Origin of the sequence: Fuerstiella sp. (assembly GCA_022447225.1) — a bacterium.
Taxonomy (GTDB): Bacteria; Planctomycetota; Planctomycetia; order Planctomycetales; family Planctomycetaceae; genus S139-18.
In genome coordinates, this window is sequence record JAKVAZ010000002.1 from 1 (window position 1) to 13,893 (window position 13,893).

General features: G+C 54.9%; 9 protein-coding genes. 5 read left to right on the plus strand and 4 right to left on the minus strand.

The features are described 5' to 3' along the window. Positions 1-46: 46 nt before the first annotated feature. The 4 genes from MK110_02255 to MK110_02270 form a co-directional block, all read right to left on the minus strand. Positions 47-1,360, minus strand: coding sequence for an amidohydrolase family protein (locus MK110_02255; GenBank protein MCH2210095.1), 1,314 nt, complete (start codon positions 1,358-1,360; stop codon positions 47-49). 10 nt (positions 1,361-1,370) lie between these two features. After that, positions 1,371-2,474 (minus strand): phospho-N-acetylmuramoyl-pentapeptide-transferase, encoded by a 1,104-nt coding sequence (gene mraY, locus MK110_02260; protein MCH2210096.1) that lies wholly within the window; start codon positions 2,472-2,474, stop codon positions 1,371-1,373. A gap of 139 nt (positions 2,475-2,613) precedes the next feature. Continuing rightward, a complete protein-coding gene (locus tag MK110_02265) occupies positions 2,614-3,906 on the minus strand; it encodes a PQQ-like beta-propeller repeat protein (GenBank protein ID MCH2210097.1) in 1,293 nt (430 codons plus the stop codon). Positions 3,907-4,173: 267 nt separating this feature from the next. Further along, positions 4,174-5,151: an RluA family pseudouridine synthase gene (locus tag MK110_02270; protein ID MCH2210098.1), complete on the minus strand. Its 978-nt coding sequence runs from the start codon at positions 5,149-5,151 to the stop codon at positions 4,174-4,176. Between the two features lie 528 nt (positions 5,152-5,679). Here MK110_02270 and MK110_02275 point away from each other — a divergent pair. The 5 genes from MK110_02275 (at position 5,680) to MK110_02295 (ending at position 13,871) form a co-directional block, all read left to right on the plus strand. Continuing rightward, positions 5,680-6,486 carry a sugar nucleotide-binding protein gene (locus MK110_02275; protein MCH2210099.1) on the plus strand — a complete coding sequence of 269 codons (807 nt, stop codon included), beginning with the start codon at positions 5,680-5,682 and terminating at the stop codon, positions 6,484-6,486. 206 nt (positions 6,487-6,692) lie between these two features. Beyond that, the gene (locus tag MK110_02280; protein MCH2210100.1) at positions 6,693-7,706 is read left to right on the plus strand and encodes a Gfo/Idh/MocA family oxidoreductase; all 1,014 of its coding nucleotides are present in this window, start codon (positions 6,693-6,695) and stop codon (positions 7,704-7,706) included. Between the two features lie 88 nt (positions 7,707-7,794). Then, complete coding sequence (locus tag MK110_02285) at positions 7,795-10,161, plus strand: PSD1 and planctomycete cytochrome C domain-containing protein (GenBank protein MCH2210101.1); 2,367 nt, start codon at positions 7,795-7,797, stop codon at positions 10,159-10,161. Between the two features lie 65 nt (positions 10,162-10,226). Continuing rightward, complete coding sequence (locus MK110_02290; GenBank protein ID MCH2210102.1) at positions 10,227-11,651, plus strand: DUF1501 domain-containing protein; 1,425 nt, start codon at positions 10,227-10,229, stop codon at positions 11,649-11,651. 15 nt (positions 11,652-11,666) lie between these two features. Then, positions 11,667-13,871 (plus strand): protein kinase, encoded by a 2,205-nt coding sequence (locus MK110_02295; GenBank protein MCH2210103.1) that lies wholly within the window; start codon positions 11,667-11,669, stop codon positions 13,869-13,871. Positions 13,872-13,893: the final 22 nt, after the last annotated feature.

Consider the following 13,893-nt stretch of genomic DNA (forward strand, 5'->3'; position numbering starts at 1 on the left):
CGCCTGTTTGTGGTCACAATCGTGATGCGGGCAGTGCGGGGGGTTATCAGTTTCCGCTATTCTGATCGACAGCCTCGCACAACTGAAGCTTGACCCTGTTTTCTTCACTCATTAATCGGGCCATGCTTTGCGATTGAGGTGACAAGACGGAGTCCTGCTGGTGCTGCTGGTCTGCCGGCAGACGGATGACGGTTGCCGTGAACGGTGGGTTTGAACTGCAATGATCTGTCAATCCCAGTGCGTTGGCTGATCGAGTTGTCACCATCGGCAGGAGGTCGGCTGCTGATACATCTTTGGTGCGCGATGCCAGGAATTGAATTTCTTTCCAGATTGACAGGTCCGGATTTGAGCTGCGTCCGTCGGTTCCCAGGATGACTGTCCCGCCGGCCGCCTGAATCTGCTGCCACGGGTGAGGGGCATGACCAAAATAGTGGTGAGTGCGCGGGCAGTAAACGACCGCGATCTGAGGATGCTGACCCAGAAACGCAATTTCTGTGTCGGTCAGATAATTGCAGTGGACGGCCAGGGCGCGAGGCAGTTCTGCCAGCTTTTCCAGGTAACGCATCACGGTGCTGCCGCGGGGCAGTATATCAGGATCCCACAAATCCATTTGTCTGAGAAATTCGACGAATCGTCCGGTACCCGTATCGAGCAATTCCAGTTCGTCGGTGGTTTCTGCCAGGTGCATGGCAAGCGGTGCGGAATGAGAGGCACAGGTATCCACAGCAGCTTCGAACAGCTCCGGGTTGACACTGTACGGGGCATGCGGACTTACACCCGCCTGGACCGAACCTGACTTGGTGGGATTACTCAGTTGATTGAGATGGTCATTCATTGTGGCAATTCGGTCCGGGATCTGGTCCGGCAGCAGGCCAATCAGTTCCCGAAAACTCACCACTTCCACGGACGGGTCACGCAGCAGTTCGACGGCGTGGTCGGACGTGGTGATTTCGCCAATGGCGGTGACCGCATGACGGTGGCATTCGGTGAGGCCCGTGCGAATGCCGTCACTGGCAGCGGTACTGTGTTCAATCCTCCAGCGTATCACCGACCAGACCCAATCCGGAAACGGGACTGCCGGGCCGATTGGTTCGTGCAGGGTTGAGAATTCCAGGTGTGTGTGTGCATTCAGCAGAGCGGGGATCACGGCCACCGGAAGGATCCGGTCGATCTCATCGGCTGGCACCGATGAATGGTCGACAGGTTGTCCACCGCAGTATCTGATGCGGACATTTCGGACCGGTGGCCGATTCGGCGGGTACCACCAGGCAACATCGATGGTTTGTTCATCGGATGCAGGGGCATTCCAGTCTTCAGCTGCTTGCCGGGCAAGACTGCGGAGATGAGACGATCGAGTCATACTCAGGCGCTCAGTGCAGTTTGAGGCTGGCGATTCCCACGATTGCCAGCAATGCCGATCCAATCCAGAAGCGAGTCACGATCTTGATTTCGTGGTCACCACGAAACAGGAAGTGATTGTGTAACGGACTGCAGAGTATCAGCCGGCGTCCGGTGAGATGAAACCAACCGACCTGAAAAATCACACTCAGCGTTTCCAGCACGAATATTCCTCCCACGATCACCAGTAATGCTTCCTGACGAATAATGAGAGCCGACAGTGCCAGCAAACCACCGATGGGCAATGATCCTGCATCGCCCATGAACACCTGTGCCGGATAACAGTTGAACCACAGAAACCCCAGCATGGCGCCCACCATGGCACCCAGGATGATGGTGAGTTCTCCGGCCCCGCTGATGTACGGAATCATCAAATAGTCGGCCATGACTCGATGACCGCACAGATAGGTGAGTGCGACAAACGCCGATCCGGCAAAGATGGTGCAGCCGGTGGCGAGTCCATCGAGTCCATCGGTGAGATTCACGGCATTGGAGGTACCAACCAGTACCAAAATTCCCCATCCGATGAACCACGGTCCCAGAGCGATTGCCGCATTTCCCAGCGGCCAGACCAGTGAGGTGCCAAGTGTTTGATGTCTTTGTTCCAGCCAGATCAGCACCACCGCCACCGCTGCCACGAACAGCTGACCCGTGAGTTTTTGGCGGACGGTGAGACCTTTGAGTGTTGTGGTCAGTTTGGTCCAGTCGTCGAGTGCTCCCAGTCCCGTCAAAGACACCAGAACAAAAATGCCGGTCAGCACATAGCGACTTGACAGATCGGCCCAGATGAGTGACGAGAAAAGGACGGCGGCCATTACGAAGACGCCCCCCATTGTGGGAGTGTCATTCTTGTCGGCCTGCAGTTCATCCAGCCGTTCGGAGTCGCTGTGAACCCGCTCTCGAAACCGTGTTTTTAGCAGCCGGATGGCGACCGGTCCCAGGACCAGAGCCAGTAGAAACGCCGAGAAGCTGGCAGCTGCCGTGCGCGCAGTCAGATAGACATGGGAATCACCCGTCGTGCGGGATTCCAGTTCCTTCAGCAGGGGGCTGAACGACTGCACAAACCACAGAAACATAGGAAATTAAAAGCGGTATCGCACAGGAGGCAGGGAAATCGGGCAAGAACGCCCGGAGTTTGACGAAATCCGGATATTGCCGATACCCCAACTGCCAGCCGATGAAACACGACAATGGTCGGAATCCGGTTGCCGGCGATTAACGACGGATGGCCCACAGAGCCTCAAACGTACGCAGATAAATCGTTCCGTTGGCGATGACAGGAGAAGCGGACATGTCTTCGCCGATTTCGTTCTGAGCTGCGATTTCGAATTTTCTTCCGGCTTTGACGACAGTGATTTTTCCGTCGCGGGCTGTCAGATAAAGATGTCCGTCGGCGTACAGAGGAGAGGCGCGGTGACGGTTGTCGTGGGTTCGCTTCATGTAGATTTCTTCGCCCGTTTGACGGTCGAGGGCCAGCAGGATTCCGTTTTCGCGGCAAAGGTAAACGGTGTCCCCGTGAATCAGTGGCGAAGGGACATCCGGGGTGTTTCTGTTCCGGACCCAGAGAATGTTGTCCTGATTCCCGGCCAGATCACCGCTTCCATCTGCCCGGATTGCATAGACCGGGCCATTTTTGGCTGTCGGACACACGATGATTCCGTCGGCAGCTCCGGTTGAGGCGACGAATCGAAGTGTCGGGTGATAGGGACGTTGAGGATCATCACGCGGATTAAGACCACCCAGTCGCCAGACTTCGCTTCCGTCGTCCGGAGAATACGCCACGGTGTAGTCGGCTCCGTGCGTGATCAGATAGGTCAAACCTCCGAAGTCGTACAGCATGGGGGAGGCATAAGAGTGTTCATTTTCCTGGGAGGCGCCGGTGACCCGGTCCACCTGCCACAGGTGATCTCCGCTGTTCGCATCGATCGCGGCTACCACGGCTTCCTGTGTGTCAGGATTTCCGTCGCCATGAATCATCTGCAGAAACAGTCGGTCCTCATGAAGCACCGGGGTTGCCGACATTCCGAAAGCGATATCGAATTTGCCGTATCGGTCCTGGAGGTCCAGTTTCCAGACGAGTTTTCCTTTGGTGGTAAAACAGGCCAAATCGCCGGTAGCCATACAGCACCAGACGAAGTTTCCGTCGCTGATTGGTGATGGCGACGCTGAGTTGCCTTCGTCTCCGCGGGCGTCTTTGTTTCCTCGGCCAACTTCACGACGCCACTGCTCCTGACCGTCTGTACCCACACAGATCAGCAACAGACTTTCACCATCAATCGAGGTCACAAAAACCTGATCATCCCATACGGCTGGTGTGGCACCGGCCGGTCCCGGCAGCGCTAACCGCCAGGCAACGTTGATGTCCCGCGACCAGTTGATCGGAAGATTGGTTTCCGTGGAAATGCCGTTGCTGGTGGGACCACGCCACGATCCCCAGTTATCTGCCACGGCCGTTTGAAGAATGATTGTCAGCGTCAGGACTGCACTCAGGTGGTTCTTGAGTTTCATGAGAGACATCGATCGCTGTGAAAAATGAAAATCAATGGTTTGAAGGGGAGGGGGAAAACCGAATCCTCCTTCACAGGCAACAGATTATCAGTGCCTGCAGGGAAATCACAACAAACAGCGGATGATTCCTGCGGGTCCGCTTTCGATCAGCTGCTGCCGAATCATTTCGGCCGTGTTGAAAGAGAAAAAGTTCTGTCGTCCGGCAATCACTGATTGCCGGACATTCAAGGGTTGCCTGGTGGAACCAGCACGATCGCCCGGCCACAACTATTGCCCGGCCACATGGAGTCTGTTCAGGAACCGTTGCATGTCCGGGGGCCAGGACGTGTGAAAGTCGAGGATCCGACTGGTTTTCGGATGTCTGATTCGCAGGACAGAGGCGTGCAGCGCCAGTCGTGGTGAGCCACTGCTGTCTTCCAGCGGAGCATTCATTGGGCCGCGATATTTGATGTCGCCGCAGACCGGATGTGCCAGTTCCGCCAGATGAATTCGGATTTGATTCGTTCGTCCTGTTTCCAGCGTACATTCCAGTTCACTGTGTTGGCCCAGTTTTCTTAAGGTTCGAATGTGGGTCACTGCCTGTTGGCCGATCGACATGTCGGAAGTGCTGCCTCGAAGCCCGTCGCCTCGATTCCGGATGAGCTGTGAGGTCACGGTTTGGTCGGTCACGGTTCCGGGAATGATGCACAGGTACTTGCGGACGGCCTGATGTTCAGCGAATTGACTGATAATCTGCTGCTGGGCCTGCTCGTTTCGGGCAAACACGACCAGACCACTGGTATCCCGATCGATTCGGTGGACCGACAACAGTCGCGGCAGCTTTTGACGCAATCGCTGTCCGGTCCGGTGAGCAGCGTGTCTGGCAATCAGTCGAGCGACCGATTCATCCAGCGTTGGTTGTGCTCGACGACGTGACACAGACCAGTTGAGCTCGGCAGGACGGCGCAGCGTGGTCATCCCGGACGGTTTCTCTGCAATCACCAGTTGGTGATCGACATACCGTACCGTGACATCGTCATCGGTGGCCGGTGGTGTCAGTGGCTGACCGCAGACCTGAATCGTTTCACCAGATGTCAGTGTGCGACCTTCATCGATACACAGGACTCCATTGATTGCGATCAGTCGCGCCCGCAGCAGACGGCGCACTTCTTTCCATGATTTTCCCGGCATGTGCTGACGTAATTCAGCCAGGATTTTTCCCGGTTGTTCCGCTTTAATTTTGAACTGCAGTTCAACGGGTGGCACGGTCAGCAGTCTGTACAAACAGTAGGGAATCGCAGGCGGTGACGACCAAACGTTATCGCAGCGACCATTCAGATGTGTGATTCGGTGTTACCGGGGTTGTTCAATGATCCCTGCTGTGACTGGCGGGTCTGGCGATTGGAGATCGATGAGTTTTTTGCTGAGGACGCAGTGGAACTTCGATGGTACCAGGTTCGGAGACAGTTGAATTGCAGGGATGCTCATTCGAACCAAATCAACGGTGTTCACAGGTTGCCGCCCTGATGTATTGCACATGTTGATGGTTTGCGGATGCTTTTCTACCTGGTCACGCAGGTGAGCTCAAGAAACCCCGAATGATTTCGTTTACGAGTGTTATACAAAGACACGGGTTCAGGTACTGAATGCATGCTGTGGTTTCTGTTTTGAATCGGTATTCCTGACGGAGACTGGTCTTGGCTCGGTCTCCACATGGGGGTTAAAACACTCCAAAACCGAGTGCTGCAGCAGTCAGCACCATGATTCGGCATTTTTCGGTCCAGGAGACTGATCGTGAAACGTTTGGCCATTGTTGGCGTCGATACATTCGTCGGGTCTTCGGCGATGATTTATTTCGACGGTACGCGCGAGGTGAGTGGTGTACAGCTTACCGAACAAACGGCTGTTTCGGATCTCTGTCGCAGCTGTTCGGACATGATCGTGTGTGGAGACGCTTCCCTGTCATCGTGGGACGAAGCGTTTGGTTGCTTTCAGCGGGATCGTAAACTTATTCCGGCGTATTGCAGGATGGCTTCGGAGGCCGGCGTCCGTGTCGTGTATATATCCAGCGATGCGATCTTTGGAGGTCCTTGGGTGTTTCACGATGATCATAGTCCGCAGATTCGAGATGCGCCTGTTGCCCGTCAGCTGCAGTCGATTGAACAGATTGTGCTGAAGAATTCAAGGAACCTTGTGATTCGTACGAATGCAATCGCGGATGTGAGTGGTTCATGGCTCAATCAGCTTCGGCAGTCGTTCCAGGCAAAGATTCCTCAGCGTCTGCTGGCAAATCAATTTGCCACGCCTCTGGCTGCCAGTCGGTTCTCACTGCTGCTTGACCACATCCTGCAGACCGATGCTGCCGGAGTCGTGCATCTGGCCGGAGCAGAACGGTTGAGTCCCTGGAATTTTGCCACACAGTTGGCCCGGGCAGAATCGGTGAGTGTTCAGTGTGTGGCTCCGTTCATCGCACAGGAGCCTCGGGAACAGTCGTTACGCTGTTCGCGCGCCCGGCAGGAATTCCGGCTGCGCATGCCAACACTCAGCCAAACCATTACGGAACTCACGATGTCGCCAGCTTCCAGTCGTCGGGTTGCTTAGCGTTGTCCCGGCCACATTGTCAGGGTCCGAATCGTGCAGCATACACTTCTGAAGCCCGGCCTTCGCCAGGAAGCCAGGCTTCAGTTCGCTCTGACCAGACTTCGTCTGCATCATCGGTTTATCGTCGATCTTTATGTCCGAGTTCCGTAGGATATGTGTGATCCACAGTCTGCCTGCTCGTGATCATTGCTACGATAAGGAATCTGATGAGACCCATGTGCCTGCTGCTGGTCTGGACGCACGCGTCCCTGTTTTTGGCTTACGCTGAAGCCACAGTCATTCGGGTTGGTATGATCGGTCTGGATACCTCGCACAGTGTTGCATTCACCAGACTGATCAATGCAGATGATGATGAAACACTGGCGGAAATACGGGTTGTCGCCGCTTATCCTCACGGTTCGCCGGACATCCGCAGCAGTGTTTCACGGATTCCCGTGTTCACGGCAGAAATGAAAGAGTTGGGGATTCAAATCACTCAGGACCTACAATCCCTGATTGATCAGGTTGATGCCGTGCTGCTGGAAACTAACGATGGCCGACCGCATCTGGAACAGCTTGTTCCGGTGCTCAGGGCCGGCAAACCGTGTTTCATTGACAAACCGCTTGCCGGTTCGCTTACTGATTGTCTGGCAATATTTGAGCTGTCGCGGCATTACGGGGTTCCTGTGTTCTCGTCATCATCGCTGAGATACACCAGGAAGACTCAGGCCGCTCGCCATGGGTCTCTCGGAGAGATCACGGGCTGTTCCACCTGGTCTCCCTGTACTCTGGAAAAGACACATCCGGATCTATTTTGGTATGGAATTCACGGCGTGGAGAGTCTGTTCACTGTCATGGGCACCGGGATTTCCACGGTTACACGTGTGCAGACGGATGACTGCGAACTGGTGACCGGAGTCTGGAACGACGGACGCATCGGTACTTTTCGCGGATTGCGTTCCGGCAACCGAGGATATGGTGGCGTCGCATTTGGTACAACGAAAACGGGAAGCATAGGCAGTTATGACGGTTATGAGGGGCTGGTTGTCGAGATTGCAAAATTCTTTCGCTCTGGTGAAGTGCCGATTGATCCAGGGGAAACGATCGAAATCTATGCATTTATGGAAGCTGCAGACGAGAGTAAGCGTCAGGGATTTGTTCCGGTTTCCGTTCGCCGTGTCATTGATCAGGCGACGGTCGAAGCGGCTGCCAGAGTTCAGGCACTCACTGCAGAACCTTAGTTATGTCGGTGCGTTCAGTGATTGATCGAATCCGGAAAAATCTGTCGCTGGTGATTGTCTGACAGGAGTTAATTTCAGAAACGAACTGATGAGTATCTTTGTGAACCCGAACTCTGCTTCCACCGTGACTGCGTTTAAACGGCATTTGCTGCTTTTTATTCTGTTGTTTTCGTGTATGGCTCGGTCGGCACCGGGATTCAGCCAGAGTCCTGAAGAAGAGTTTTTCGAAACGAAAATCCGTCCCCTGCTGGCAGAACATTGCTACTCCTGTCATTCGACAAAGGCAGAAAAATTGCAGGCAGGCCTGTACCTCGACAGTGCTGTCGGGGCCACCAGGGGTGGTGACAGCGGGCCGGCAATCGTTCCGGGAAAACCCGACGAAAGTCTTTTGATTCGTGCGGTTCGCTACGAAGAGAATGAAATGCCGCCGGATCGGAAACTGTCCGATGCTGAAATCGCACTGCTGACTCAATGGGTCGAAGCCGGGGCACCGTGGCCGTCAGCCGAACCGATCGAATCAAACACTGTGAACGGAGAATACGACTGGAACCATTTCCGAACGGAGCACTGGTCCTTTCGGCCTGTTGCACGTGCTGAGCCACCAAAAGTAAACAATACCTCGTGGCCACTGGGGTCGCTGGATCATTTTATCGCCGCTCGTCTTGAAGCGACCGGGCTGAGCCCGGGAGCCCCGGCGGCGTTGCCCGTTCTGGTCCGCCGTATTTACATTGATCTGACGGGACTGCTGCCGACGCCTGATCAGGTACAGGCTTTTGTTTCGGCTGCCGGTGTCGACCAGCAGGCCGCTGTGAGCGACCTGGTGAATCGACTGCTTGATTCGCCGCGTTACGGGGAACGCTGGGGCAGACACTGGCTGGACGTGGCTCGTTTCAGTGACGGCCTTGGTGGATTCAGCAATCCAAGGGCTGCCACGGCCGCCTGGCGTTATCGCGACTGGGTTGTTAAGGCCTTCAATGATGACATGCCCTACGACAGATTTCTGAAACTTCAGATTGCCGGAGATTTACTGGAAGGTCAGCAAGGGGCCGTGGCCACCGGATTTTTTGCGCTGGGGCCGGCCTACAAGTCCGACGGAGGGGATCCGGACAGTGTCGCCCAGGCAAAAGGTGAAACACTTGACGATCGTATTGACACACTCTCGAGAGGACTGCTTGCGCTCACCGCTTCCTGTGCCAGGTGTCATGATCATAAATTTGATCCGATTCCACAGCAGGATTATTACTCGCTGGCGGGCATCTTCAATAATACTGAAATTCACGATTTTCCCCTGGCACCATCGGAAGTCGTTGAGGACTGGAATCGGAAGACCAAGGAGATTGATGACGTCAGGAAACAGGTGGGGGATCTCAGGAGGCGTGCGAGGAAAGAAAAACGTCAACTGAATGAGCATGAGCAGGCCCAAAAAAAACAGCTGCAGGATCAAGAGGAACAATTGAAGGCGGCGCTTCCTCCCAAGTACCCTGTCATGCATATTCTGCAGGACACCGGCAGTGTCAATATGCCGGTCGCCATTCGCGGCAATATGCGGAAACCCGGTGCAGAAGCTCCCAGACGGTTTCTGCGCATCCTCTCCGGTGAACATCGACCGAAATTCATCGACGGAAGCGGACGCCTGCAACTGGCTGATGCCGTTGCCGCCCCCGCCAATCCCCTCACGGCACGTGTCATCGTCAATCGAATCTGGATGCATCATTTTGGTAAGGCACTGGTTCGCTCACCAAGCAATTTTGGTATCTCGGGTGAAGAGCCGTCACATCCTCTGTTACTGGACTGGCTGGCATCCGAGTTGATTGACTCGGGCTGGTCAATCAAGTCACTTCATCGAGTCATCATGACGTCTGCGACCTGGCAGCAGAGCAGTACCATCGACCCGAAAAACTTTGAAATTGACGGCGATAACCGACTGGTGTGGCGAATGAATCCGCGGCGGATGGATGTCGAGGTGTGGAGAGACTGTCTGCTGTTCGTCACCAACGACCTGGATCTTGCAGGTGGCGGCCCGCCTTTTGAGGATCCGGCAGAGACCAACCGCAGAACACTTTATGCAAAGGTCAGTCGAAATGGTGATCAGGTGGCGGCCGATGCGTTTTTGCGGCTGTTTGATTTTCCGTTGATGAAGGCCACGATTGCTGAACGTCCGATGACCATTGTGCCTCAGCAGTTTCTGTTCATGATGAACAGCGAATTCATGGTGGCCCGGGCCCAGGCACTGGCAAAACGCCTGAAAGCGGCAGACAGCAGTCCGGACGCTCAGATCGAACGGGCCTATCAGCTGTTGTTTGGGCGGCGGCCGAACGCTGATGAACGGAGTATCGGTGAGGACTTTTTGACTGCCGGGCCGGGGACAACCGAAGATCGGACCGCCAAATTACCGATACTCGTTCAGTATGCTCAGGTACTTCTGAGTTCCAATGAGTTCATGTACGTGAGATAATTAAGGGACTGATGACTGTCAGTCACTGGCCTGGATTTTACAACGTCTCATACAGATTTTCACCCATGTACCAACATCGCAACATGCTGCCTGCAGTCGATCGACGTGACATGCTGCACCGAATGGGTGCAGGATTCGGCACTTTGGGGCTGGCCGGTATGCTGACTGGTGGTGAAGCCGTTGCTGAATCGGCCGAGCCTTCGCCACTGGCTCCGAAAAAACCACATTTTACACCACGCGCAAAGCACGTCATTCAGCTGTTTATGCCTGGTGGCCCCTCGCAGGTGGACACGTTTGATCACAAACCTCTCATTGAAAAGTATCGTGGCCAGAGGCCAAAATCTGTTGACCGCAAATCACTTCGGAATACGAAGAATGGTTTGTTTCCTTCTCCGTTTCGCTTTCGTCAGTACGGACAGTGTGGCAAGTGGGTGAGCGAGATTTTTCCTCATGTCGGGGAACTGGTTGATGACATTTGCTTCATTCATTCCATGCATACAGACATCCCGGAGCATGCCGGCGCCATCCTGATGATGAATCTTGGTCATCTGCAGCCGAGTCGTCCCAGTATGGGATCGTGGCTGGCGTATGGACTGGGGACGGAAAACAGGGACCTGCCTGGTTTCGTGGCAATGAGTCCTTATGCGGAGCCTCGCGGCAAACTTGCTAACTGGGGCAATGCCTTTTTACCTGGAGCTTATGCGGGAACGTACGTCAATATCGCCAGTATGCAGCCGGACCGGATCCTGCGCGATCTGAACAATCAGTGGCTGCCGCGAGGGGTCCAACGGCGACAGGCCGATTTATTGACGCAGCTGAATCAGCTGGATCTGCGCCGTCAGCAGACGGACCAGCAGCTGGAGTCGAGTATTCAGGCGATGGAAATGGCATTTCGAATGCAGTTTGCGGTGCCGGATGTGTTTGACACTTCCGGTGAATCACGGACAACGCTGGAAATGTACGGTGACAGTGAATACGCCAAAGGTTGTCTTCTGGCTCGACGAATGGTTGAACGGGGTGTCCGCATGGTACAGCTGTCACATTCGATCGATGGCTACGATATCGCGTGGGACACCGGGCATAGTGAAATCGCTGGTGGTCATAAACGCCTGGCGGATGCCTGCGATCAGGGAATTGCTGCACTGATTAAAGATCTGAAACAGCGAGGACTGTTCGAAGATACGCTGGTGATCTGGGGGGGGGAATTCGGACGTGCTCCCACATCTGAAGGTCAAAAGGGGCGCGATCACGACCACTATGGTTTTACCGTGTGGATGGCTGGTGGCGGTGTGAAAGCCGGCTACAGTTATGGGGAGACCGACGAATTTGGATGTATGGCCGTACAGGACCGGGTTCACGTGCACGACCTGCATGCCACGATTCTGCACCTGATGGGTCTGGACCACGAACGACTGACGTATCGCTATTCCGGCCGTGACTTCCGACTTACCGACGTCCACGGCAACGTGGTACATGATGTACTGACGTAGATCGGTCACATAACAGTGAATGATTCCGCTGACACGCAGATTCAGGGAGACGATGAGCGAGAAGACTCGCGACGGATGAGTCTCGAGGGCAATCAGCCACCAGCGGAAGTCGACGGATATACGATGATCCGGCGCCTCGGGACAGGTGCCTATGGGACGGTGTGGCTGGCACGCGAAGACAACACAGGCCGCATGGTGGCCGTGAAATATTATCCTCATCGTCGGGGACTCAACTGGTCGCTGCTGAGTCGTGAAGTCGAAAAACTGGCAACTCTGTACACGTCACGCAATATTGTGCAGCTGCTGGACGTGGGCTGGAATTCAGAACCGCCTTACTACGTGATGGAGTTCGTGGAGAACGGTTCGCTGAGTGCCTACATGGACCTCGGCCCCGTTGCCGTCAGTGAAGCCGTCCGAATTACCAAAGAAGTCTGTTGTGCGCTGATTGAAGCGCACGGGGCCGGAGTTCTGCACTGCGATCTCAAACCTGACAACGTCCTGCTGGATTCATCGTTCCAGGTCAGGCTGTGCGATTTTGGTCAGTCCCGGATGTCCCATGAGCGAAGTCCGGCACTGGGAACTTTGTATTACATGGCTCCGGAACAGGCGGATCTGGAAGCTGTCGCCGACGCACGCTGGGATGTGTATGCCGTGGGTGCGTTGCTGTATCACATGCTGACCGGTGAGCCTCCTTTCCGGACGAGCCGGCTCCAGCAGGATCTCGAGTCAACGGAATTACTGAGTGATCGTCTTTCCGCCTACCGGGATGCAATCAGGACTTCTCCGCAGCCGGTTGCTCATCGGTCTGTCCAGGGTGTTGATAACCGTTTGAGTCTTCTGGTTGATAAATGCCTGTCCACTGATCCGTCAAAGCGACTGCCAAATGCTCAGGCAATTTTGGCGGAGCTTGAGGGACGAGATCAGCAGCGGGCCCGCCGCCCGTTACTCCTGCTGGGAGTTCTGGGGCCACTTCTGCTGATCGTCGCAATGGTACCGCTGTTTGTCAGTGCACTCGGCGATAATGTTCAGGAGATGGAATTACGTCTGACAGAACGGGCACTCGAAAGCAGTGCTTTGTCGGCTCGTGCACTGGCTGGTGCACTGGAGGCGGAGCTGGAAGGACGACTCGCAGATCTGTTACGTGTGGCGGAACTGGAAATCCGCATGAAGGAACTGGGGAATGCAGTAAAATCGGAAACATCAGAATCCGAAGAGCTGATCGGTCCGCTGGAGAATGCATTAAAAAACACATCCAGTGATACGATTGTCATGCAATCGAAAAGCATGTTTGGCGCACCGATGCAAGATCGGCCGGAGTGGATGCAGAGTCTGGATCGTGCCCGCCTGCGTGCTGACGCTCGAAACAACGGACGCGGTCACAAAATTGACGTCAGCTGGTTTCTGCAGGACCAGCACGGCAGACAGCTTTGGCGAAATCCATATTCCGCCGAAACTGTCGGAGAAAATTTTTCTCGTCGAGCCTATTACCACGGACGTAACAGGGACTATCAAGCCAATGATGTTCTGCCGGAAGACATCAGGCCGATTTCGGAGCCCCATATTTCCCCACCGTTTAAGAGCCAGGCCACCGGTCAGTCGATGGTGGCACTCAGTGTACCGGTGAAAAATTTGAGTGGCGAGGTCATCGGTGTGCTCGCCAGAACTGCTCACCTTGCCGACCTGCGACTCCGCCTGGCGCAGTACATTAGCGAATATAAATCTTTCAGCGATGATGATGACTCCATGACTCGCATCATCGCGATTGCACACGCGCCTACCGGACGCCTGTTCGATCATCCGTGGCTGAATATACAATCATCCGGAAAAATTGATGAAGTCATTGATAAACTCGTCATCCCTGAAGAAATCCTGGCGAAAGTCAGAACGGGTGAGGACACAGGCACGGACTACTCACTGACTGGTTCAGGACAGGCCGATACCGCCCTGTTTGAGAAATATGTGGATCCCGTTGGCCTGCTTCCTGATGATTCTGCTGCACCTTATCGTCAGGAACTGATGGCTGCGATGGCTCAGGTGCGGGGTAGCAGGAGCCAGTGGATTGTCATCGTCCAGGAACCACGGGCCAACGTTCATGACCCTGTCACAGACATGACACTTAAGGCGATCCGTACGGCATGTGTGGCTGTTGTCACAAGCATTCTTCTGATGTTAATTGTCTGGTTCTTTGTGGCACGTGCGCTGGCCAGAGCCAATATCTGAGCCAGACGCTGTAGCTGGCCGG

Coding starts and splice junctions, on each gene's coding strand:
- MK110_02285 (MCH2210101.1), top strand. CDS start 7,795: ATGAGTATCTTTGTGAACCCGAACTCTGCTTCCACCGTGACTGCGTTT.
- MK110_02290 (MCH2210102.1), top strand. CDS start 10,227: ATGTACCAACATCGCAACATGCTGCCTGCAGTCGATCGACGTGACATG.
- MK110_02255 (MCH2210095.1), bottom strand. CDS start 1,360: ATGACTCGATCGTCTCATCTCCGCAGTCTTGCCCGGCAAGCAGCTGAA.
- MK110_02280 (MCH2210100.1), top strand. CDS start 6,693: ATGAGACCCATGTGCCTGCTGCTGGTCTGGACGCACGCGTCCCTGTTT.
- MK110_02265 (MCH2210097.1), bottom strand. CDS start 3,906: ATGAAACTCAAGAACCACCTGAGTGCAGTCCTGACGCTGACAATCATT.
- mraY (MCH2210096.1), bottom strand. CDS start 2,474: ATGTTTCTGTGGTTTGTGCAGTCGTTCAGCCCCCTGCTGAAGGAACTG.